Here is a 20,627-nt window from a genome sequence, read left to right as displayed (position 1 = left end):
GCATCGTAGATGCATGGGTAGTCGTTCGGGGATCCGGCCGGATGCGAAGTGCCCGATTCGGCCAGGAGAGCCGTGCACCCTGTGCCAGGTCGACGTGACCGGCCCCCAGGACTGCGGTCTCGTCTACCTGGTCATGTCCGACGACGAACTGCGCGAGGGGCTGCGGCAGGCCCGGCTGAACAGTCGCCGTCCGTCGCCGCAGCGAACAAGCCTCCTCGATGCCGGTAGGTAGAGTCCCGGGTAGCTCACCAGCACCGGCACGGGGGCAGCCATGGCAGGGATGAAGGAAATCGCGCTCTTCGGAAATCTGCTTTTGAGCACGTTTCTGGCCGCGTGGGTGTGTTCGTGCTGATCTCCGGGTGGGCTCCCCAGCGCGGGCTCGTTCCATTCAGGTCGGTCCGGGCGTACGGCCTCCACTGACTACAGGTTCAGCTTCATGCCCTCGTGGCTGGCCTGGAACCCCAGCGACGCGTAGAACCGGTGCGCGTCGCCCCGGCGCTTGTCGGTGGTGAGTTGGACCAGGTTGCAGCCGTGCTCGCGGGCCTGGTCCACCGCCCACTTGATCATGGTGCGGCCGAGGCCGGCCCCGCGCTGGTCGGCGCGTACCCGGACGCCCTCGATCTGGGCGCGCAACCCACCCCGGCGGGTGAGGGAGCGGATGTAGGTCAGTTGCAGGGTGCCGACCACCTCGCCGCCGGCCTCCACGACGACCTGGATGTTGTTCGGGTCGTCGGCCATCTCGGCGAAGGCGGCCCAGTAGGCGGCGTCCACCTCCTCGCCCACGACCTCGCGGCCCTTGCCGAGCCCGTCGTCGGCCAGCATCGCCACGATCGCCGGCACGTCGTCCCGCTGGGCGGTCCGGAAGGTGAGCTTCTCCATGATCTACAGCCTGGCACAGCTATGTATGTTGATGGCTCCGCCACCGGATTGAGGAAGAAGCGACATGGAGCTGACGAGAAACATCGCACTGCTGGCCACTTCACTCTGGGCCGTTGCCAGCCTGGCCTGGGCGGTCTTCGTACTGGTAACCGGCCGGGCACCACAGCGGTGGCTGGCCCCGTTCCCTTCCGCACGGGCGTACGCGTACCACTGGCTGCTCTTCGGTGCCGCGTTCGGGTTCCTGGCGGTGGCCCAGATCGTGCCGCCCGGCCCGGTCATCCTGGTCTTCGTCGCCGCCGGGCTAGGTCTCATGATCTGGCTCAACCAGCGCGGATTCCGGCTACCGAAGGAAGATGCCCAACGCAAGTCCTGAGGGGACTGTCGATGGGCCGACCGGTTTACCGGGCCGGGCAGCGTAGTCCTTCGCGGGGGACCGTCAGGCCGACCAGGTACGCGTCGACAGCATCGGTGATGCACTTGGTCTGCGGATAGGCGGTGTGCCCCTCACCCTCCCAGGTGAGCACCCGCCCCACTCCGAGCATCTCGGCGAGCTTCGGCGTCTGCTCGTACGGCGTTGCCGGGTCGCCGGTCGTACCGACCACCAGGATCGGTGGCGCTCCGGTGGCCGGGCCGGTCGGGTACGGGTCCCGCTGCCCCGGCCACTCCGTGCAGCCGAGCATGCCCACCGCCAGCGAGGCACCGAAGAGCGGATACTTCTGCCGCCAGCGGGACTGCAGGTCCCGGACCTGGGCCAGCGTCGGCTTGGCCTCCTCGTCGGCGCAGTTGATCGCCAGGTTGGCGTCGAACATGTTCGAGTAGGTCCCGTCCGGGTCGCGCTCGGCGTACTGGTCGGCGAGGTTGAACACGCCCTTCGGGTCGCCGTTCTCCAGGTCCTCGATGGCGGTGGCCAGCCGGGGCCAGCTCGCCTCGGTGTAGAGCGAGGAGATCACCGCGTAGAAGACCCAACCGGGGGTGGCCTCCCGGCGGCCCGCACCGCGTACCGGTGAGGACCGTGCCTTGTCGATGGCGCTGGTCACCGCCGCGCGGGCATCCGGGGCGATCGGGCAACTGCCCGGCGTCCGCGTACACCACTCGGCGAAGTTGTCGAATGCCCGCTCGAAGCCCTTGGCCTGGCCTTCCGAACCGGCGAGGAAGTCCTCCTGCGGGTCGATCGCGCCGTCGAGCACCATCGCCCGGATGTTGCGCGGGAAGAGTTGTGCGTACGTCGCGCCGAGCAGGGTGCCATAGGAGTAGCCGAGATAGGTCAACTTCTCGTCGCCGACGGCGGCGCGTATCGCGTCCATGTCCCGAGCCGTCTGCTCGGTGGAGTAGAGACGCAGAGTGTCGCCGTACTTGTCGCCGCAGCCGGTGCCGATCCGCTTGTTGAGCGCCAACAGTTCGTTGAACTCGGCCTGGTCGTCCGGGTCCGGGTCAGCGCCGAAGGAGGCGTCCAGGTCGGCGTCGGGGATGCACTTGATCGGACTGGACCGTTTCACGCCGCGCGGGTCGAAGCCGACGATGTCGAACCGCCGGGTCACCTCGTCGGGCAGCCCGCCGAAGCTGGGGCCGAACGAGAGGTAGACCGCCATGTCGACGCCCGAGCCGCCCGGACCGCCCGGGTTGAGCACCAGCGAACCGATCCGGTCCCGCTGCTTGCTCGATCGGGCCCGGAGCAGGGCGATCTCGAAGGTGTCGGGGGCGCCGGGGCTCGCGGTGGCACCGGCCGTGCCGGCGGCAAGCCAATCCCGGGGTACGGCGATGGTGGCGCACTCGTACGTCATGTCGGGCGCGGTGCGGCCGGTCAGCTCCCGAGCGGTCTCCGGGCACGGTCGCCACTGTGGGCCGCTCCCGGATTGTGGCCGGGAGCGGGCGTCCCCACCGTCGCGACCGAGCTTCGGCAGGGTGCAGCCGGAGACGGCCAGGGTGGCGGCGAGTACGCCGGCCAGCGCCGACCGGGTGCCACGGCGGGTACGCGACTGCCTCCCAGGGCGGGTACGGCGAGTTGGGGACACCTGACTCCTCCAGATCATCTCGATCATCAGGCTAACCCGTGCTGCCGGTTGGTTAGGCCGTCGCGGTCGGATCGCCGGCAAGCACGTGGTCGACGTCGAAGCGGAGCGGGCGGTCGAGTTGGGCGTACCCGCAGGAGCGTGGCTGGCGGTCCGGCCGCCAGCGGACGAACTGGGCGGTGTGCCGGAACCGGTCGCCCTCCATCGCGTCGTAGCCGACCTCCGCCACCAGTTCCGGCCGCAGCGGCTCCCACTCCAGGTTCTTGGTGCCGGTCCACCGGCTCGGCGCGCCGGGAATCCGCTGGCCGCCGGTCTCGTCGCCGCCCACCCAGGGGTGGTCGACCACGTCGCTGCGGTAGGGGGCCAACTCGTCGAGCAGTTCGGCGCGACGGGCGGCGGTGAACGAGGCGCAGACCCCCACGTGGTGCAGGGTGCCCGCCTCGTCGTAGAGGCCGAGCAGCAGCGAGCCGACCACCGGGCCGGACTTGTGCCAGCGGAACCCGGCCACCACCACGTCGGCGGTACGGGCGTGCTTGACCTTGAACATGAGCCGCTTGCCCGGCGTGTACGGCAGATCGGCCGGTTTGGCGATCACCCCGTCCAGGCCGGCGCCCTCGAAGATCTCGAACCAGCGCCGGGCGGTGCCCAGGTCGGTGGTGACCGGGGTGAGGTGTACTGGCGCGACGGCACCCTTCAGCGCGGCCTCCAGGCGGGCCCGGCGAGCCGGGTAGGGCCGGTCGACCAGGGATTCGTCGTCCAGGGCGAGTACGTCGAAGGCGACGAAGTCGGCCGGGGTGGTCTCGGCCAGCATGCGCACCCGGGACGCGGCCGGATGGATGCGCTGGCTGAGCAGCTCGAAGTCGAGTCGGGGAGCGCCGTCCGGGCCGTCGCGCCGGATCAGGATCAGCTCGCCGTCGATCGCGCACCGGGTCGGGAACTGCTGCTTGACCTGTGCGACGACCTCGGGGAAGTAGCGGGTCAGGGTCTTGCCGCCTCGGCTGGCCAGCTCGACCTCGTCACTGTCACGGAAGACGATGCACCGGAACCCGTCCCACTTCGGTTCGTAGGTCATGCCGTCGGAGGTGGGAAGCTGCGGCACGCTCTTGGCGAGCATCGGTTCGACCGGTGGGTTGATCGGCAGCTGCATTCCGCCAGTGAACCAGACAGGTGCGTCAAGAAACGGCATTGTGTGCCGAATATTCGCAGCTGGGGCCGGTGTCGGAGATCGTGTCGCAGGTCACTAGGCGCATTTTTCTCATTTGTCACACCAGCCCCGTTCGACTCCCGAGCCCCTCGGTGTAGCTGCTGGTCGGAGCTATCTTCGCCCGGTGCGGGGATGGGTCTGCGACTGCTGCGGACGCTGGCAGGTCAGCGTCGAGCAGATCCATGGGCGGTACCTCTATCGCCTGGTCCGGTGCTATCGCGCCGAATTCGGTGGTGGTCGGGACGTGCTCGGTGAGGTGGCTACGGTCATCGACCTGGAGGCGCTGCTGCGGGCCCGTACGCCGTTGACCCTGGCCGATCTGCATGAGGTCGGCTGACCCGACGGCTGGCGTCGATTCTGCGACGTTAATCTATGGGCATGCGAGCGGAGAAGTCCGTCGATATTGCCGCCCCCGCCGACCTTGTCTGGACGGTCTGGGTCGACGTCGAACAGTGGCCCCAGTGGGCGGAGTCGGTCTCCCGGGTGCGGCGCCTCGACGAGGGGCCGTTGACCGTGGGCAGTCGGACCCGACTGGAGCAGCCTCGACTCCGTCCGGCGATCTGGCAGGTCACCGAACTGGATCCGGGGAACAGGTTCGTCTGGACAGCCACCAGCGGCGGGGTGACCACCGTGGCAGGTCATCGGATCGTGCCGGTCGCCCCCAACCGGGTACGCGCCGAGTTGACGATCGAACACTCCGGCCTGCTCGCCCCGTTGGTCGGTTGGTTGACCTCCTCGTTGACCCGCCGCTATCTGCACTTGGAGGCGGAGGGGCTCAAGCACCGTTGCGAGTCCGGTGAGGTGACCTAGTCGTACGCGAAACGGCGCATCCGGCTCCGCCAGCGGGCCGATCTGGCTGATCAGCCCGGACGGAGCCGGATGCGCCTGTTACTCGTGCGGTGGTAGCGACCGTCTCTCCGGCGGTCCTATCCGACCGTCATACCTCGCCTGAGCCGGCTCAGCCGAAGCAGTTGGGCACCGCGGCGGGGCTACCGACGCAGTTGGTGGGCCGGTTCTTGATGATGACCGACTTCCGGTCCACCGTCGGCGTGATGTTGGTCCAGATGCCACCGGGCTTCTTGTTGGCGTTGTTCTCGATCACCTTGGTCTGGGTGAGCGAGAGCGCGCTGTTCAGGTTGTAGATTCCGCCAGCCTGGGAGTACGAACCGTTCGCGCTGTTGTACTCGATCTTGCTTTCGTGTAGGACGACGCTGCCCCCGGTGCTGTTGATACCAGCGCCGTTGCCCTGGGTGGTGTTGCCGTTGATCTCGCTCTTCTCGGCCACGAACGTGCCGTTGTTGGCGACGCCACCACCACCATTCGTGGCCGTGTTGCGGCTCACCTTGCTGTCGCGCAGCTTGGTGGTCGAGCTGTTGTTGGCGAGACCACCACCGGTGCCGCTGGTGTTGTTGCTGAGACTGCTGTGCTTGATGATGCTGGTGGCCCCGTTGCCGCTGAAGAGGCCACCACCGGCGCCGTTGTTCGCGTTGTTGTGGATGATCTCGGTCTTGCTCACCGTGGCGTACCCGTTGTAGTTCGCCAGGCCACCGCCGTTGTCGCCGGTGCTGTTGGACGTCAGCCAGGAGTCCTCGACGACCAGGTCGCTGGAGGGGCCGGTGTAGACACCGCCACCCGAGTCGCCTGCACTGTTGTTGGCGATGGCGGTCTTGACCAGGGTGGTGGTGCCCTGGTTGGAGATCGCGCCGCCGGAGTTGGTGGCGTTGTTGCGCTTGAAGATGCTGTCGATCACCTTGGCGCGGCCGCCGGTCTGGACCAACATCCCGCCGCCACCGTACGAGGTGGTGTCGAAGCCACCCTCCACGGTGGTCTTGATCAGGGTGAGCTGGCCAGCACCGCCAACGGTGAAGATCCGGAACTTGGCGGCGTTGGCGGCGCGGACGATCTTCGAGTCGTTGCCCTTGATGGTGATGGGCTGGACGATCGTCGGGAGACCGCTGTCGTACTGGTACGCGGTGAGGGTGTAGGTGCACTTCTCGGCGAGCTTGAGCGTGGCACCATCACCCGCGTTCGCCTTGACGATGGCGGCGATGAGGTCGTCGGAGTTGCAGCGCACCTCCTTGGCGTACTTGTCCTCCTCGTCGCCGTGGTTCGAGCCGTGGCCCTGGCCACCCTGGCGCGGGTCCTTGCCCTTGCCCTTGCCGTTCCACTCGCCACCGTTGCGCGAGCCCTCGTCGTTCCCGCGCTCGTCGCCCTGGTTGTCGGCGTGCTTGTTCTTCTGGTCCTGACCGCCCTCTGCGTCGCCCGCCGGGCGGGCGCTGTTGAAGACGTCGGGCAGGTTCGGCAGCCCCAGGTTCTTCGTGCTATCCGGTCCGCCCAGCGCCAGTACGCCGGTCAGGCCGGCCGCCCCGGCCACCAGGCTTCCGGCCACCAGACCCCCGGTTAAGAACCACCGGGACCGTCGCCTGTTCTTCCGTGCTGCTGGCTGGCCGGAGTCCTTGGGGTTTCCGCGTTGCTCGGACATCGGACGTCCTCCTGCTCTACTTCCATACGAGACACGGCCGCACCACCTCAGATGGTGCGCAAGGCTACAAATAGGCTGTAGCCATTAACAGTCACCGTAAAGCGGTGTTTTGCCTGGCGAGGGCGTTCGTGAATCAACTACACATCGGGTTCATTTTTCTTTGCCACAAAATCGGGCAAAGGCCATGAGTCCTGACTTCGTGGACGAGATGTCGGGTCAGGTCCGCAGCGCCCAGCAGCTGGACAAACCGCACATTGCTGTATTCCGTTACCCGAGCAAGAAACGTACATAGCGCGCAGTGCTACCCGGATGCCGCAGAATTGCAGCGGAATACCCCAGACAGCTTTTGAATAGCTCAGAATCGGGCGAACGACCGCAATGGCATTCGCGGGCCGAAGGCAGGCGCATATCGCCCAGCAGCTGCCAGCAGTACGCAGACCCGCCCACGATGCCCTCGGAACGGCTCCAACAACTCGAGCATCCGCGCGTCGTCCGCCCGGGCCTCGCCGACCAGGGCCCAGGCCACCATGTTCGGGACGTGGAAGTCACCGACACTCACCGCGTCCGCGTCGGCGAATACGACCCGGACCACCTCTGCGGCGGTCCACCGGCCGATACCCGGGATCGCGGTCATCCGCCGTGTCGCCTCGGCCGAGGTCGTGCAGCGGGCCAGCCGGTCGGCGACCGCCGCCGCCCGACACAGCGTGTCGGCCCGTCGCTGCTCCAGACCGAACGGATGGAACGCCCAGTACGGCGCTGCCGCGATGTCGGCCGGCTCCGGCGGAGCCCACAGCCCCCGTACCGGGCCGGGGGCGGGACGACCGAAGTGTCGGACCGTTGCCGCGTACGCCCGGAACGCCTCCTTGCCGGTGACCTTCTGCTCACAGATCGCCCGCAACAGCCGGGGAAAGACCTGACCAGTGGCGGGCAGCCGGAGCCCCCGATGCTCGTGGGCCAGCCGGGCGACCACCGGATGGCCGGCGGCCAACTCCGCGAACCCCGACACGTCGTCGCGCAGCCCCGCCACCGCGTCGGCCTGCTCGACCACCCAGGTCGCCCCCGGCCCGTACCCGGCCGCGACCAGTTCCCCACCGGTACGCCGCAGGGCCAACACCCCAGGGCCGTCCGGCGTCCGGGTCGACCACCAGAACACTCCGTCGACGAATCGGGCACACGGGTCGTGTGCGCCCATCGCCAACAGCCGGACCGAGGCGGTGAACTGGTAGTTGTCCGGCGGACGTAGCGTCCGGGTCACCACCGGCTCGGTCTCGGTCACCGGCCCACTCTGTCACGCCCGACGCCGAACGCCCCGGGTGGTGGTGGCGTCGAGGGCTGGGCGGAGGCGTCAACCACCACCGAGGCACCGCCGACGAACCGGTCCAGGTCGTCGCCGGCCAACACCCGGCCCGGGAACCAGTCACCCGCCGCCCGTCGGGTCAGCTCCGGCACCGGCGGCTCGACCCGGCTGGCAACCAGCACCAGGTTGCCGTAACGCCGACCACGCAACACCGGGGCGTCAGCGATCAGGCAGGCCCGGGGCAGCACCGTACGGACCGTGGCGACCTGCGCGCGGGCGTACCGCAGCGGTGGGCCATCGGCAAGATTGGCCAGGTAGCTGCCGTCGGGGGCCAACACCCGGGCCACCTCACCGGCGAACTCCGCCGAGGTCAGCGAAGCCGGGGTACGGGCACCGGCGAACACGTCGGCCACGATCAGGTCGTACGCCCCATCGCGGGCCTCGGTGAGCACCTGGCGCGCATCCCCGACCCGGACCCGGATCCGGGCCTGCGCCGACCACGGCAACTCCTGCCGCACCAGTTCGACCAACCGACCGTCGATCTCGACGACCCGCTGACTGGAGCCGGGGCGGGTGGCCGCGACGTACCGGGGCAGGGTCAGCGCCCCGCCGCCCAGATGCAGTACGCGCACCGGCCGACCGGGCGGGGCGAGCAGGTCGATGGCGGCGGCGATCCGGCGGACGTACTCGAACTCCAGGTGGGTCGGGTCGGCCAGGTCGACGTGCGACTGCGGGGTCCCGTCCAGCAGCAGCGTGAACGAGCGCGGTCGGTCCGGATCGGGCACCAGTTCGGCCAGACCCGTGTCGACCTCGCCGACCACCCGGTCAGACCCCCGTTTACGTGCCACGGGTGCCAGTATCCCCGGCTGCGGAAACCGGGTCGCGGCGGATGGAGCCGATCTCTATGCTGGGGCCGACCTCGCGGCTGCTGAACCGTCGGGCACACCACCACACAGTTACGGGCGTTCGACCGGTTTCGTCGAACGGTTTCCTCGACCCGTTCCGTCGACCCGTTCCGTCGACCCGTGCCGGTGCACGTGTCGCTCGCTCGTACCCACCTCTCGGCAGCCATGAAAGGCACCCGTATGTCCGTTTCCAAGCGCCTCGATCCGCGCCTGGTCCGTACCGATGACTCCTGGCTCACCCTGCCCAATCCGGCGAACATCCCGGTCGAGATCTGCGCCGGGCCCGATGTCCCGATCGAAACCGCAGCGGTCGACGAACTGCTGACCGTGCTGGAGACCGCCGACACCCTGAACGCACTCGCCAAGAACAGCCCGGCCCGCGACGTCCCGCCGCGTATCGACCGGGTCGTCTGCACCCCCGACTTCCACAAGGGAGCTGGCATCCCGATCGGCACGGTGCTGCGTACCGTCGGCGCGCTGATCCCACAGGCGGTCGGCAACGACATCAACTGCGGAATGCGGGTCGAGGTCACCTCGTTGACCGTCGAAGAGGTCCGCCCACACCTCGACCAGCTGGAACGTCACCTGCGCCACCTGTTCTTCGAGGGCGGACGTCGGATCGGGCTCACCGCTGACCAGCGGGAGGGCCTGCTGCGCGACGGGTTACCCGGGCTGCTGGCCAACGGTGTCCCGGTCGGTGCCGACGGGGCCTGGGGGCAGGTGGTCCCGACGGACATCGACCTGGGCGGGCGACTACACGCCGCCGGCTATCCGGTCGACTCCGCCGAAGGCTTCCGTGACTGGATCACCAGTGGCGGCGGCACGAGCTACGACAGCATCATCGGCAGCGTCGGCGGTGGCAACCACTTCGCCGAGCTACAGTACGTCTCCGCCATCCACGATGGACCGACGGCGTACGCCTGGGGGTTGGCCCCCGGCCGGGTCGTGTCGATGGTGCACAGCGGCTCGCTGTCCCTGGGGCACCAGGCCAACGCCACCGGACAGGATCAGGCCCGCGCGGTCTGGCCCCGGGACGTGCCGATGCCCCGTAACCGGATCCTGCCCATCCTGCTCGACGAGCGCAGCGCGCCAGCCCGGGAGCGCTACCTGACCGCGCTCGCCAACGCGGCGAACTTCGCCATCGGCAACCGGTTCTTCCTGGCGTTGATGATGCGCGCCGGACTTGCCGCCATCGCCGGTGAGCTGCGCTCGCAGCTGGTCTACGACGCGCCGCACAACCTGCTCTGGCCCGACGAGGACGGCACGGTGCTGCACCGCAAGGGTGCCACCCCGGCCGGTGGGGTCAGCGATGACGGGTCGGGACCGGGCCGGCTCTGGGGCGAGCCGGTGATCGTACCCGGGTCGATGGGTGCGCCCAGCTTCCTGCTCCGTGGACTGGGCAATACCCGGGCGCTCGCCAGTGCCTGCCACGGTGCCGGACGTAGCATTCCGCGGGGCGTGGCCGCCCGGGGCGGCGAGGCAGAGCTGGACGCCTTCCTCCGGGAGTTCCGGGTGGTGACTCCGCTCAACCATCGGGACCCGGCCGTTTCCGCTCGCCGCGACATCATCGACGCGTGGCGCCGCGACCTGAAACAGGAAGCGCCGTGGGCGTACAAGGAGATCGGTCCGGTCGTGGGCAGCCTGAGCCGGGCCGAAGTGGCCCAGCCGGTCGCCGAACTTCGACCGATCCTGACGGTCAAGGGATAGCTGCACCGCCCCGAGAGGTTAGCGCCTGGACCCCGCTCGCCAGCACAGTAGGCGAGCGGGGCCCCTGACGTGGCCTGATCCGCCAGACCGGCCGTAACTGATCCCGGTATCCCGGTATCGGACTTTCAGCGGCGCGCCAGCGCCAGCACGCTCAGTCCGAACATCAGGACGCCCAGGGGGAGGTGGACCGACGGTATGTGCGCGATCCCGACCACGACCTGAACCGAGGCAAGGACAAGGAATCCGGACGCGTGCCAGACGGGCCGGGGCGAGCCGCCGCCCGGCTTCCACGCCAGCACCGCCGCGAGCACGTACAACATCGATGCCCCGTACATCACGCGGCTTCCGACATCGTGCAGCGTTCCTCCGTAGGACGAGGTCAGCAGCAGTCCGGCGGAGACCGCTTGAAGGAAGATGGTCAGGGTTTGCAGGATGATCGCGATCTGTAGAAACGAGAAGTGGCGCTGTGCCGTCGCCTGGGTTGCCATGCCACGGTCCCCTTTCCCGCCCGGGGGCAGTAAGTCGATAAGGTCTCACCAGTGCGACGACGCGGGCCTGCGAAAGGTAAGGCGAGGAGGCGGTCGGGAGCATGGCGGCGGCTGGGGCGAGCACCGATGAGATAGCCGGTGAGCGGCGCCAACTGCTCAATGTCGCCTACCGGTTGCTCGGTTCACTGGCCGAGTCCGAGGACGCCGTACAGGAGGCCTACGCGCGCTGGTACGCGCTGCCACGATCTCGGCAGGCCGAGATCGTGTCCCCCGGCGCCTGGCTGACGACGGTGACCGGCCGCATCTGCCTGGACGTGCTCGGCTCGGCGCGGGCCCGGCGGGAACGCTATGTCGGCGCGTGGTTGCCCGATCCGCTGCCCGACCACGCCGAGTGGGACCACAGCCATGGCATCGACCCCGCCGACCAGATGGTCCTGGACGAATCGGTGACCATGGCCTTCCTCGTCGTCCTGGAGTCGATGACACCTGCCGAGCGCGTGGCGTTCGTCCTGCACGATGTCTTCCGGTACTCCTTCGCCGAGATCGCCGACGTCCTCGGCCGGACCCCTGCGGCCTGCAAACAGCTCGCGGCCTCCGCCCGGCGGCGGGTGCGCGTCGCGCGGGCTCCGATGGCGGCGACCGGGCAGGCCGAGGCGGTACGGCAGGTCAAAGAGGCATGGGAGACCAAGAACATCGCGGCCCTTGTCGACCTTCTCGACCCGGCGGCCGTGATGACCGCCGACGGCGGCGGCCTGGTCGGTACCGTGCTACACCCGATCGAAGGCGGTGTACGCATCGCCCAGTACATGATCGCCATCGCCGACAAGGCTCCGGGGCTCGAACTCCTGGAGCGGTCGGTCAACGGTGTGCCGGGTCTGGTGGCCCAGCATGCCGGCACCGTCATGACCGTAGCCTCGTTCGAGGTCGCCGACGGCCGCGTTACCCGGATCTGGGTGGTCCGCAATCCGGAGAAGCTGCGGCCGTGGGGGCGGGACAGCTAGTGGCCCTTCCAAGCCTCGACGCCGGGTGGGGTCAGGCGGTCTTGCTTGCCACCCGAACCCGACGACGAGAACTCCGACCAGGCGACATCAGGTAGGAGCGCATCGCCGTTACCCGCGCCGAACGGGCCGCCTACGCATGATCCACCTGTTGCTCGTCTGGTGCGCGGCGAGCGGTGTCGTCGTCGGTACGGCCGTCGCCCGGCCACTCGCTCCGCAGACGCGGTGTCGGTATGTGTCGGGATGCTTGCCGGCCGTAGACGGTGAGGGTGGTTAGGAAGGGGCCCTTCCTCTACAAAAAGCGATAAGAAGGGGCCCTTCCTAACCTCAACGCCGGGCGGCGCCGATGGTCAGCGCGCGGTGCAGCAGGCGTGCGTCGCCGAGCAGACTGCGCAGTCGACGCTCCAAACCGGCGATCGGAATCAGGTTCTGGGGGGCCCGGGGATCCTTGTAGGACGTGGAGGCGAACGGCGGCAGCGTCACCAGGGACAGGTCAGCCAGGGCGATCGCCTCCGCCACGTCCAGTTCGGTGGAGCACTCGACGCGGACGATGCCCGCCCACGGTGCACCGGACGGGCCGGGCAGCCGCATGTACCACGAGTAGCCGCCCCAGGCCGTACCGACCCGGAACACCGGGCAGCGCTGACCCGGTTCCAGCGTGGTCACCACCGCCGCCAACTGCGCCGACAGGTATTTCCCCTGCTGCGTCTTGACGTAGCCCAGGGTGCGCGGCAGGTTGCGCCGACGCCGCAGCGGACCGTCCACGATGAGCAGATCGTCATCACCCACCGTGCCCCGGCGGGCCTCGGTGGAGACCTCCACCTCCAGCTCGGTCAGCGGCCCCTGCACGGTCTGGCTGAGCTTCGCCGCGTCGCTGGTGCCGACCCGGTGCACCCGGTAGCGGACCGTGCCGGCGATCAGCTCCGGAGCCTCCTGGCTCGCTGTGAACAACCCCCGGTCGACCCGGCGGGTCACCAGTTCGGCCGCCCCCCGGGCCAGGTCGCAGCGGACCACGCCGGCCGCGTACGAGGCGGCGATCCCCGGGTACGACGTGCCGTCCGACTCCCGGCTCCACAGTCCCGCGTCGATGCGACGTACCCCGTCGACGAGGAGCACCACCGGTGGTGGAAGCAGCCCGGCCGGGGCCGACAGCGGACGCCACTGATCGGACTTCAGCTCGACGTCGGTGTCGACCTGGGCACTGCTCTCGGTGGTCGGGCCACCAGCGGCCTCGCCCTGGTCGAACGACGTGCCATAGGCCGGGTTCCAGCCGTCCACATGCCAGCGGGTCACAATGCCTCCTGGTAGCCCTATAGGCCAGTGCGCTCGATGTGGGCCGTGCGGGCGTCCTTACGTACCTCGAACCGGACCGGCACCCGTTCGGCCAGGGCCGGTACGTGGGTTACCACGCCCACCATCCGGTCACCCCGGGCGGCCAGGCTCTCCAACGTCGCGGCCACCGTGTCCAGGGTGGCCGCGTCCAGCGTGCCGAACCCCTCGTCGAGCACGATCGACTCCAGGCTGGCCGAGGTGGTGGACATGCCGGCTAGCTGCTCCGACAGGGCCAGTGCCAGGGAGAGCGACGCCTGGAACGTCTCCCCGCCGGAGAGGGTCCGTACGCCCCGGCGCAGCCCCGCGTCGTGGTGGTCGACCACGAAGAACTCGCCCTTGTCGTGGGCCAACTCGTATTGCCCGGCGGAAAGCTCCCGCAGGATCCCCGACGCCCCCTCGACCAGCAGGTCGAGCGCCTCGGCCAGCAGCCACCGCTCGAAGTTGTTGGCCCGCAGGTGACCGGCGAGGGTCTTGGCGACCCGGGCCTCGTGCTCGTGCCCGGCCCGCTCCTCGGTCAGCTGCCGGGCCTGGTCGCGGCGTTCGGTCAGCCGCCGCTGCTCGGCCTCGGCGCGTTCCACCGCCACCGCCGCGCCGCGTACCGGGTCGTCGTCGGGGGCCAGCCCCGCGGCGGTGAAGAGACCGGCGATCCGTTCCCGGGCCGCTTCGGCGGCGGCGTGCGCCTCGGTGACCGCCCCGGCCACGTCGACCCGGTCGGCCCGGCGGCGCAGCACCTGCACCGTGGCCCAGTCGCAGAGCGCGGCCCAGGCCGCCGCCACGTCGTCCCGGTCGGCGGCGGGTGGAGCCAGCCGAGCCACCCGGTCCCGGGCGGTGTCGAAGTCCCGCCATGCCGCGCGGAGCCGGTCCTCGGCGGTGTCGAAGCCGTCCCGGGCCCGCCGGGCGGACTCCCGGGCCGCCCGCACCGCCGTACCCGCCTCGTCGAGGTCGCGCTGCAACGTGGAGACCGCCGCCAACTCGCGTTCCAGCGTCGCCGGCCCGGGGGAGTCGGCCAGTTGTGCGTCCAGGTCGGCCAGCCGGTTGCCGAGCTGGTCGTGCCGGTCCCGGGCCCGGTCCAGGGCACGTTGCAGCTCCCGGGCGGCGGCGTCCCGCTCGGCGAGCAGCCGGGCAGCGGCGTCGGCGGTGGCCCGGGCCGCCTTGCCAGCGGCCTCCGCGGCGGTCACCGCCGCCCCCACCGGTACGGGGGGCACGGTGTGCACCGGCTGGGTGCAGACCGGGCAGTTGTCCCCGGCGGTGAGCTGGGCGCGCAGCGCGGCGGCCCGATCGGCGGTTTGCGCCTCCTGGTAGGCCCGGCGGGCCTCCTCCAGCGCGTCAGTGGCCCGGTCGGCCTCGGCCCGGGCCTGCCCGAGCGCGTCGACCGCCCGGGTGTGTGCGGCTTCGGCGGTGACCAGCCCGGCCCGCAGTGTGTCCGCCTCGCCGGCCAGCCGATCCCGGTCAGCGTGCGCCCGCAGCAGCAACCGCAGTGCGGCCGGATCACCGGCCCCGGCCAGCTCGCCCCGAACCTTCTCCTCCCGCTCCTCGGCCAGCGCGACGGCAGCGGTGGTGTCGGCGATCTCGCCCCGGGCCACCGCCACCGCCCGGGCGACGGCGTCCACCCCGGCCGGGGGGCGTACCGCGTCCAGCTCGGCGATCTCGGCATCCAGGGCGGTCAGCCCGGCCGTCGCCTCGGCCGCCGCCCGCTGTGCCCGGTGCAGCTCCGGTACGGCGTCCGCCACGGCGGCGGCGAGGGTACGCATCGCGGTGACCTGCGCCTCCGCCTCGGCCAGCGCCTCGTCGTCCACCCCGGTCAGCCCGCCCAGCAGCCGGTCCACGGCGGTGACCCGCGCCTCGGCCTCGGTGGCCCGGGCGGTGGCCTGCTTCTGGACCTGCTCGTAGACGCCCAGCCCGAGCAGGTTGACCAGGATTTCCTGCCGGGCCGCCGGCTTGGCGTGCAGGAAGTCGGCGAACTGCCCCTGCGGCAGCACCACGCAACTGGTGAACTGCTCGTACGGCAGCCCGACCGCGTCGAGCACCGCCTGCTCCATCTCGGCCGGGGTGCCGGCGATCACCTCACCCAGGTCGTCCGGGCTCATCCCGGTGTCCAGTTTGGTCACGTCGAAGCCGGCCGGCATCAGTTGCAGGCCGGCGTTGCCGGTCTTGACGTTGCCCCGCCCGTCGCGCCGGATCACCCGGGTCGCCACATAGCGGGCACCGGCCGACTCGAACACCAGCCGCACCCGGGCCTCGGTCGCCGACGGCGCCAGCGCGTTGGCGATGCCCCGGGCACCACCCCAGCGGGGCACCGTGCCGTAGAGGGCGAAGCAGATCGCGTCCAACACGGTCGACTTGCCTGAGCCGGTCGGGCCGACCAGGGCGAAGAAGTCCGCGTCGGTGAAGTCGACCGTGGTGTCGTCGCGGAAGACGGTGAACCCGGACATGTCCAACCGTAGGGGGCGCACTACTTCTCCACCTCCTCCAGGAGCTGGTGGAACAGGTCACGTACGTCGTCGTCGGTGTGGCCCCGGCTGGTCAGGTAGTCGCCGAACAGATCACGGGGCGAACGACCAGCCCGCTGGGCGGTGCGCGGCGGACCGGTAGCGGCCAGCAGTTCCGGGTCGACGCGTACCTCCAGGGCCCGGGGGAGCAGCTCCTGCACCTCCTCGCGCAGCCCGGCGCGGGGCGTCTCCCGGACGTACACCCGCAGCCAGGCGTCCGAGTCGTCGATGGCGGCCAGCTCGTCGAGGGTGCCCCGGACGGTACGCAGTGGCGTGCCGGCGGTGATCGGCACCTCACGTACTTTGGCGGTGGTGGTGGCGGTGACCTCGACGATGGTGACCGACGGGGTGTTCTCCTCCTCGCCGAAGTCGACGGCGAGCGGGCTGCCGCTGTAGCGGATCGGGCACGGGCCGAGCACCTGCTGGGCGCGGTGCAGGTGACCGAGCGCCACGTAGTGCGTGTTGGTGGGGAAGACCGAGGCCGGTACGGCGTAGTTCATCACCGTGTGCGCCTCCCGCTCGCCCCCGCCGAGCCGGGCACCCACCACGGTCAGGTGGGCGGTGAACAGGTGCACCCGGTCGGGGGCGGAGAAGTCCTCGGCGAGCCGTCCGATCAGCCGTTTCATGTGGTCGGCGTAGGTCTGCACCGCCTCGGCGGCGGTCAGCTCGTACATCTCGACCGCGCGGACCGCGTACCGCTGGGACAGGAACGGCAGGGCGACGATCCGCCACCGCTCGCCGTCGGCGGTCTCGCCGTCGATGATGTGCTCCGCGGCGGTCTCCCGGACGGTGCCGCGCAGCGCCACCCCGGCCGCCTCGGCCCACGGGCGTAGCGCGTCCAGGGCGGCCCCGTTGTCGTGGTTGCCGCCGATCGCCACCACCTGCGCCCCGGTTCCGCGCAGCGCGGAGAGCGCCCGGGTGACCAGCCGGGTGGCGTCCGGGGTGGGTGCGGCGGTGTCGTAGAGGTCACCGGCGACGATGACCAGGTCCGGACGTTCGGCGCGGGCGATCTCGACCACCTGGGCCAGTACGTCGACGTGCTCCCGGACCCGAGACTGTCCCTTGAGGACCTTCCCGACGTGCCAGTCGGAGGTGTGCAGGATCTTCATGGGCTGCCCCGATCAGAACGGGATGTCGTCGTCGGTGAGCGCGCCGGACCGGGCACCGACCACCGCGAACGGGTCGGCGGCCTGGGTGATCGAGCGGAGCGTCCCCGACGGGGCCTGACCGGCCTCGGAAACCCGGGTCGCCCAGGCCGGGAACGGGAACTCCAGGCAGAGCGGCACCGGGATGTCCGGCTGGTTGACGAACATCGTGCCGGGTTTGGCCAGTAGTGCGCGTTGGCGCTGGGCTGGCGGCAGGAAGCCGTACTCCGGTCGGGATGCCTCGGCCGGGTCGAGCCGGCCGACCACCCGGATCGCCGAGTTGGTGACGATCCGCCGCTCGACCTCGCTGGCGGTCTGCTGCGCACCGATCAGGATCACCCCGAGCGAGCGACCCCGTTCGGCGATGTCCAGCAGCACCTCCTTGATCGGGGAGGAGCCGTCGCGCGGGGCGTACTTGTTCAGCTCGTCGAGTACGACGAAGAGCAGCGGCTTGGCGCCCTTCTTCTCCTTGTTCTCGAACTCGGTCTTGAGGGTGACGCCGACCACGAACCGCTGCGCCCGGTCCGGCAGGTTGTGCAGGTCGACCACGGTGACCTGGGCGCTCTCGTCGGTGTTGATCCGGTGCGGCCGGCGGGTGGCCAGGTCGCCCCGGATCAGTCGGGCCAGGTCCCGCTTGCTGCCGATCAGCCGGCGGGCGAAGGCGTTGACCGTGCCGGTGTTGATCGCACTGCCGGCCCACTCGGAGCGGGTCTCCTCGTCGGTGAGCTGCTCGACGATGTGGTCCACCAGGTCGGGGTAGGAGCCGAGGCGGACCCCGTCGATGCTCACCCCACCGTCGGCCGGTTGGGCGTAGCGGGCCAGGTGCGCGGTGACCGAGTGCACCACCATCGTGTACTGCTGGCGTTCGTCGTCGGCGTCGGCGAAGACGTACGGCAGCAGCCGGTCGGCGCAGAACTCGCTCAGCGTCCAGTAGAAGCTGTCCACCCCGGCGGGCCGGCTGCTCACGTCGGGTGTGCCGGAGGCGTCGCCGGCCCGGGGTGGGGCGTAGACCCGGACATCCGGGAAGGCCCCGGCGGCCAGACCGAGCTTTGCGTACGCCGCCGTGGTCGTCGCGTCCAGCCGGGTGTTGGGATGGTCGAGGAAGAGTAGATCCTCACCCTTGACGTTGAAGATCAGCGCCTTGGAGTTGATCCCGTCGGGGCCGAGCTGTCCGGAGCGGAAGACCGAGTAGAGCAGGAAGGTGGCGAAGCTGGTCTTGGTGGCCACCCCGGAGATGCCGGAGATGGAGACGTGTGCACCCCGGGTGCCGTCGAGGAAGTCGGCGTTGAGGTAGACCGGCACCCCGTCCCGGCCGGTGCCCATCGGGATCCGCCGTTCCATCCGGTCGAAGTGCAGCGCCCGCGCCCGGGCGTCGCCCTCGGCCCGGTAGACCGGCGCACCCGGGGCGGGCGGTACGTAGAACTCCGGGTCGACCCGGGTGGTGGTGATCTCGGCGGCCTCCTGCACCATCGCCGGCAGCGTGCCGTCGGCGATGGCGAAGACGTCAGAGTCGAACTGGGCTCCCTCGTGTCGGGCCCGGACCTGGGTCACCACCCCGGCGATGGTGACCGGTTCCCGGTCGGGCAGGTCACGTCGGGTGACCACCACGTCGTCGAGTTGCAGGTAGTTACCCGGAGTGACCGCGGTCCAGAACTGGAGCGGGGTGGCGTCGGCGGTGCCGAGCACCTTGCCGACCTCCTCGCCCGGCCCTCCCGGTTCGTCAGCGGTCATCGGGTCACTCCGGTCGCGGTCGGCGTCAGGTCACGGCACACGCCCTGCATCCTGCCCCACCGGTACGACAGCCCGCCAAGTGACTCGCGGTGCCGGCCCCGGTCGCCGGGTTGCGCGGTGGGTCAGACGCGGGTACGGGTGAAGCGGCGTCAGAAGCTCAGCGGGTCAGACCGGGGCGGACCTGACCGTCTCACCGGAGCCGGAGCCGGAGCCGGTGTCGGAGTCCGTCTGCGGCGGGTCCACGTGGGGTTGACCCGTGGGAGCTACCCGCCGCAGGGTGGCGACCGCCAGGATGGCCAGGGCGAGGAAGAGGAGCGCGCCGACCCCACCCACGACGTTGAGCCCGCTGGTGAAGGCTCCCCGGGCGCTGTCGACCAGCTCGGCGGCCGGACCGGTGGACAGTTGGCCACTGGCGGCGATCGCTCCCGCCAGGCTCTCCCGGGCGGTCTCGGCGAGCCGGCCCGGCACCCCGTCCGGAAGAACTAGTTGATCACGATAGACGGCCGCACCGAGGCTGCCCAGGGTGGCCAGGCCGAGCGCCACCCCGAGTTCCCCGCTGGTCTCCGACACGGATGCCGTCGCCCCGGCCTTGCCCGGCGGGGCGGAGCCGACGACCAGGCCGGTGGCCAGCGCGGAGGGCGGGGCGACGCCGACGCACGCCAGCAGGAAACCGACCACCAGCAGCGTCCGGCCACCGACCGGTCCGACCTGGCTGAGCAGCAGGCCACCGACGGCGGCGACCACCAGCGCACCCGCCATCACGTACGCCGGACGGAACCGCCCCGCGAGGTACGGGGTCAGCTGGGTGCTGGCGATCATCGCCAACGACTGCGGGATCATCCACAGTCCCGCCTGCAACGGGGGCAGTCCCTCGACCAACTGCAGGTAGAGCGGGATGAACAGGAAGGTGCCCGACATCAGCACCGCGCCGAGGAAGTTGATGCCCAGCGCGGCGCGGAACGTCCGGTCGGTGAAGAGCCGCAGGTCCAGCAGCGGGTGGGGCAACCGGTGCTGTCGGCGTACGAACAGCACCCCCAGCGCCACGCCGATCACGACGGCCGCCGCCGGCCCGGTCTGCCAGCCCTCCTTGGCCAGCTCCTTCAGGCCGTAGATCACCGGCAGGATCGCGCCCAGCGACAGCGCCACACTGGTCAGGTCCAGCCGGCCGGGATCGGGGTCGCGGTGTTCGGGCAGCAGGGCGGGCGCGGTCAGCACCAGCAACACCATCACCGGTACGCCGAGCAGGAAGACCGAGCCCCACCAGAACCACTCCAGCAGCACGCCACCGATCAGTGGCCCGATCGTGTTGCCGACCATGAAGCAGCTCATCCAGACCGCGATGGCCACCGAGCGCTGCCGGTCGTCGTGGAACATGTTCCGGATCAGGGCCAGCGTCGACGGCATCAACGTCGCACCGGCGATGCCCAGCAGGGCCCGCGCCGCGATCAGCAGCTCCGTGCTGGGGGCGTACGCGGCCAGCAGCGAGGCGGCGGCGAAGGCGCTCGCCCCGATCAGCAGCAGCCGGCGTCGGCCGATCCGGTCACCGAGCGTGCCCATGGTGACCAGGAACCCGGCGACCAGGAAGCCGTAGATGTCCAGGATCCACAGTTGCTGGTTGCCACCGGCCCCCAACTCCTCGCTCAGCTGCGGCAGCGCCAGGAACAGCACGCTCATGTCAAGGGACACCAGCAGGGTGGGCAGGGCCAGTACGGCCAGCCCGATCCACTCCCGGTGCCCGGCACGGGGGCCAGGTTCCGGCCCGGTCGGGTCGTACATTGGGTTCCTTCCGATGATCCGTTTGCGCGGTGCCTGGTCCGGCACCACATGGACAGGTCGGAGCGGACCGGGCCGTCTCGACAGGGCCAACCAACTTTTTTCGGGTCGGATGTCGAGAAACCGGTCCCGGCTCCGACCTGACTGCGAAAGGCGCCCATCGTGGGCGTTGTCGTCATGAGGAGCAA

The 20,627-nt window shown here is 70.2% G+C and carries 18 protein-coding genes; 6 read left to right on the top strand and 12 right to left on the bottom strand.

Annotated elements, in window-relative coordinates; all coding sequences use genetic code 11:
• Positions 1 to 13: 13 nt before the first annotated feature.
• On the top strand, positions 14 to 232 hold the full coding sequence (locus ACWDV4_RS11255; RefSeq protein ID WP_449976868.1) for a DUF6767 domain-containing protein: 219 nt from the start codon (positions 14 to 16) through the stop codon (positions 230 to 232).
• Positions 233 to 420: 188 nt separating this feature from the next.
• On the opposite strand, the gene ACWDV4_RS11250 is transcribed toward ACWDV4_RS11255, so the two are convergent.
• Positions 421 to 879, bottom strand: coding sequence for a GNAT family N-acetyltransferase (locus ACWDV4_RS11250; protein ID WP_449976866.1), 459 nt, complete (start codon positions 877 to 879; stop codon positions 421 to 423).
• A 64-nt stretch (positions 880 to 943) separates the two neighbouring features.
• Between ACWDV4_RS11250 and ACWDV4_RS11245 the strand changes: the two genes are divergently transcribed.
• Positions 944 to 1,252 carry a hypothetical protein gene (locus ACWDV4_RS11245; RefSeq protein WP_449976863.1) on the top strand — a complete coding sequence of 103 codons (309 nt, stop codon included), beginning with the start codon at positions 944 to 946 and terminating at the stop codon, positions 1,250 to 1,252.
• A gap of 25 nt (positions 1,253 to 1,277) precedes the next feature.
• On the opposite strand, the gene ACWDV4_RS11240 is transcribed toward ACWDV4_RS11245, so the two are convergent.
• Positions 1,278 to 2,909, bottom strand: coding sequence for an alpha/beta hydrolase (locus ACWDV4_RS11240; protein ID WP_449977203.1), 1,632 nt, complete (start codon positions 2,907 to 2,909; stop codon positions 1,278 to 1,280).
• A 34-nt stretch (positions 2,910 to 2,943) separates the two neighbouring features.
• Positions 2,944 to 4,035, bottom strand: coding sequence for an ATP-dependent DNA ligase (locus tag ACWDV4_RS11235; RefSeq protein ID WP_449976861.1), 1,092 nt, complete (start codon positions 4,033 to 4,035; stop codon positions 2,944 to 2,946).
• 181 nt (positions 4,036 to 4,216) lie between these two features.
• Between ACWDV4_RS11235 and ACWDV4_RS11230 the strand changes: the two genes are divergently transcribed.
• Together ACWDV4_RS11230 and ACWDV4_RS11225 are read left to right on the top strand one after the other, a co-directional pair.
• Entirely contained in the window at positions 4,217 to 4,429 is a 213-nt protein-coding gene (locus tag ACWDV4_RS11230) for a hypothetical protein (RefSeq protein ID WP_449976859.1), read from the top strand.
• Positions 4,430 to 4,470: 41 nt separating this feature from the next.
• The gene (locus ACWDV4_RS11225; RefSeq protein ID WP_449976856.1) at positions 4,471 to 4,902 is read left to right on the top strand and encodes an SRPBCC family protein; all 432 of its coding nucleotides are present in this window, start codon (positions 4,471 to 4,473) and stop codon (positions 4,900 to 4,902) included.
• Between the two features lie 148 nt (positions 4,903 to 5,050).
• Here ACWDV4_RS11225 and ACWDV4_RS11220 read toward each other — a convergent pair whose 3' ends face one another.
• The 3 genes from ACWDV4_RS11220 to ACWDV4_RS11210 form a co-directional block, all read right to left on the bottom strand.
• Positions 5,051 to 6,574, bottom strand: a complete 1,524-nt coding sequence (locus ACWDV4_RS11220) for a right-handed parallel beta-helix repeat-containing protein (protein ID WP_449976853.1) — start codon at positions 6,572 to 6,574, stop codon at positions 5,051 to 5,053.
• 355 nt (positions 6,575 to 6,929) lie between these two features.
• Entirely contained in the window at positions 6,930 to 7,850 is a 921-nt protein-coding gene (locus ACWDV4_RS11215) for a DNA-3-methyladenine glycosylase family protein (RefSeq protein ID WP_449976851.1), read from the bottom strand.
• On the bottom strand, positions 7,847 to 8,719 hold the full coding sequence (locus ACWDV4_RS11210; protein WP_449976849.1) for a spermidine synthase: 873 nt from the start codon (positions 8,717 to 8,719) through the stop codon (positions 7,847 to 7,849). The genes ACWDV4_RS11215 and ACWDV4_RS11210 overlap by 4 nt, the downstream gene beginning before the upstream one ends.
• Before the next feature lie 237 nt (positions 8,720 to 8,956).
• Here ACWDV4_RS11210 and ACWDV4_RS11205 point away from each other — a divergent pair, with 237 nt between their 5' ends.
• Complete coding sequence (locus tag ACWDV4_RS11205; protein WP_449976847.1) at positions 8,957 to 10,483, top strand: RtcB family protein; 1,527 nt, start codon at positions 8,957 to 8,959, stop codon at positions 10,481 to 10,483.
• A gap of 125 nt (positions 10,484 to 10,608) precedes the next feature.
• On the opposite strand, the gene ACWDV4_RS11200 is transcribed toward ACWDV4_RS11205, so the two are convergent.
• Complete coding sequence (locus ACWDV4_RS11200; RefSeq protein WP_449976845.1) at positions 10,609 to 10,971, bottom strand: hypothetical protein; 363 nt, start codon at positions 10,969 to 10,971, stop codon at positions 10,609 to 10,611.
• Between the two features lie 101 nt (positions 10,972 to 11,072).
• On the opposite strand from ACWDV4_RS11200, the gene sigJ reads away from it, so the two are divergent.
• Positions 11,073 to 11,972 carry an RNA polymerase sigma factor SigJ gene (gene sigJ / locus ACWDV4_RS11195; RefSeq protein ID WP_449976842.1) on the top strand — a complete coding sequence of 300 codons (900 nt, stop codon included), beginning with the start codon at positions 11,073 to 11,075 and terminating at the stop codon, positions 11,970 to 11,972.
• 324 nt (positions 11,973 to 12,296) lie between these two features.
• On the opposite strand, the gene ACWDV4_RS11190 is transcribed toward sigJ, so the two are convergent.
• The 5 genes from ACWDV4_RS11190 to ACWDV4_RS11170 form a co-directional block, all read right to left on the bottom strand.
• Positions 12,297 to 13,262 carry a hypothetical protein gene (locus ACWDV4_RS11190; protein ID WP_449976840.1) on the bottom strand — a complete coding sequence of 322 codons (966 nt, stop codon included), beginning with the start codon at positions 13,260 to 13,262 and terminating at the stop codon, positions 12,297 to 12,299.
• 17 nt (positions 13,263 to 13,279) lie between these two features.
• Complete coding sequence (locus ACWDV4_RS11185; RefSeq protein ID WP_449976837.1) at positions 13,280 to 15,754, bottom strand: AAA family ATPase; 2,475 nt, start codon at positions 15,752 to 15,754, stop codon at positions 13,280 to 13,282.
• Positions 15,754 to 16,899: an exonuclease SbcCD subunit D gene (locus tag ACWDV4_RS11180; RefSeq protein WP_449976834.1), complete on the bottom strand. Its 1,146-nt coding sequence runs from the start codon at positions 16,897 to 16,899 to the stop codon at positions 15,754 to 15,756. The genes ACWDV4_RS11185 and ACWDV4_RS11180 overlap by 1 nt, the downstream gene beginning before the upstream one ends.
• Before the next feature lie 12 nt (positions 16,900 to 16,911).
• Complete coding sequence (locus ACWDV4_RS11175; RefSeq protein ID WP_449976831.1) at positions 16,912 to 18,666, bottom strand: ATP-binding protein; 1,755 nt, start codon at positions 18,664 to 18,666, stop codon at positions 16,912 to 16,914.
• Positions 18,667 to 18,831: 165 nt separating this feature from the next.
• A complete protein-coding gene (locus ACWDV4_RS11170; protein WP_449976828.1) occupies positions 18,832 to 20,442 on the bottom strand; it encodes an MFS transporter in 1,611 nt (536 codons plus the stop codon).
• Positions 20,443 to 20,627 lie beyond the last annotated feature (185 nt).

The sequence above is a fragment of the Micromonospora sp. NPDC003197 genome, from assembly GCF_053590565.1.
This window is presented reverse-complemented; position numbering and strand designations above follow the sequence as displayed.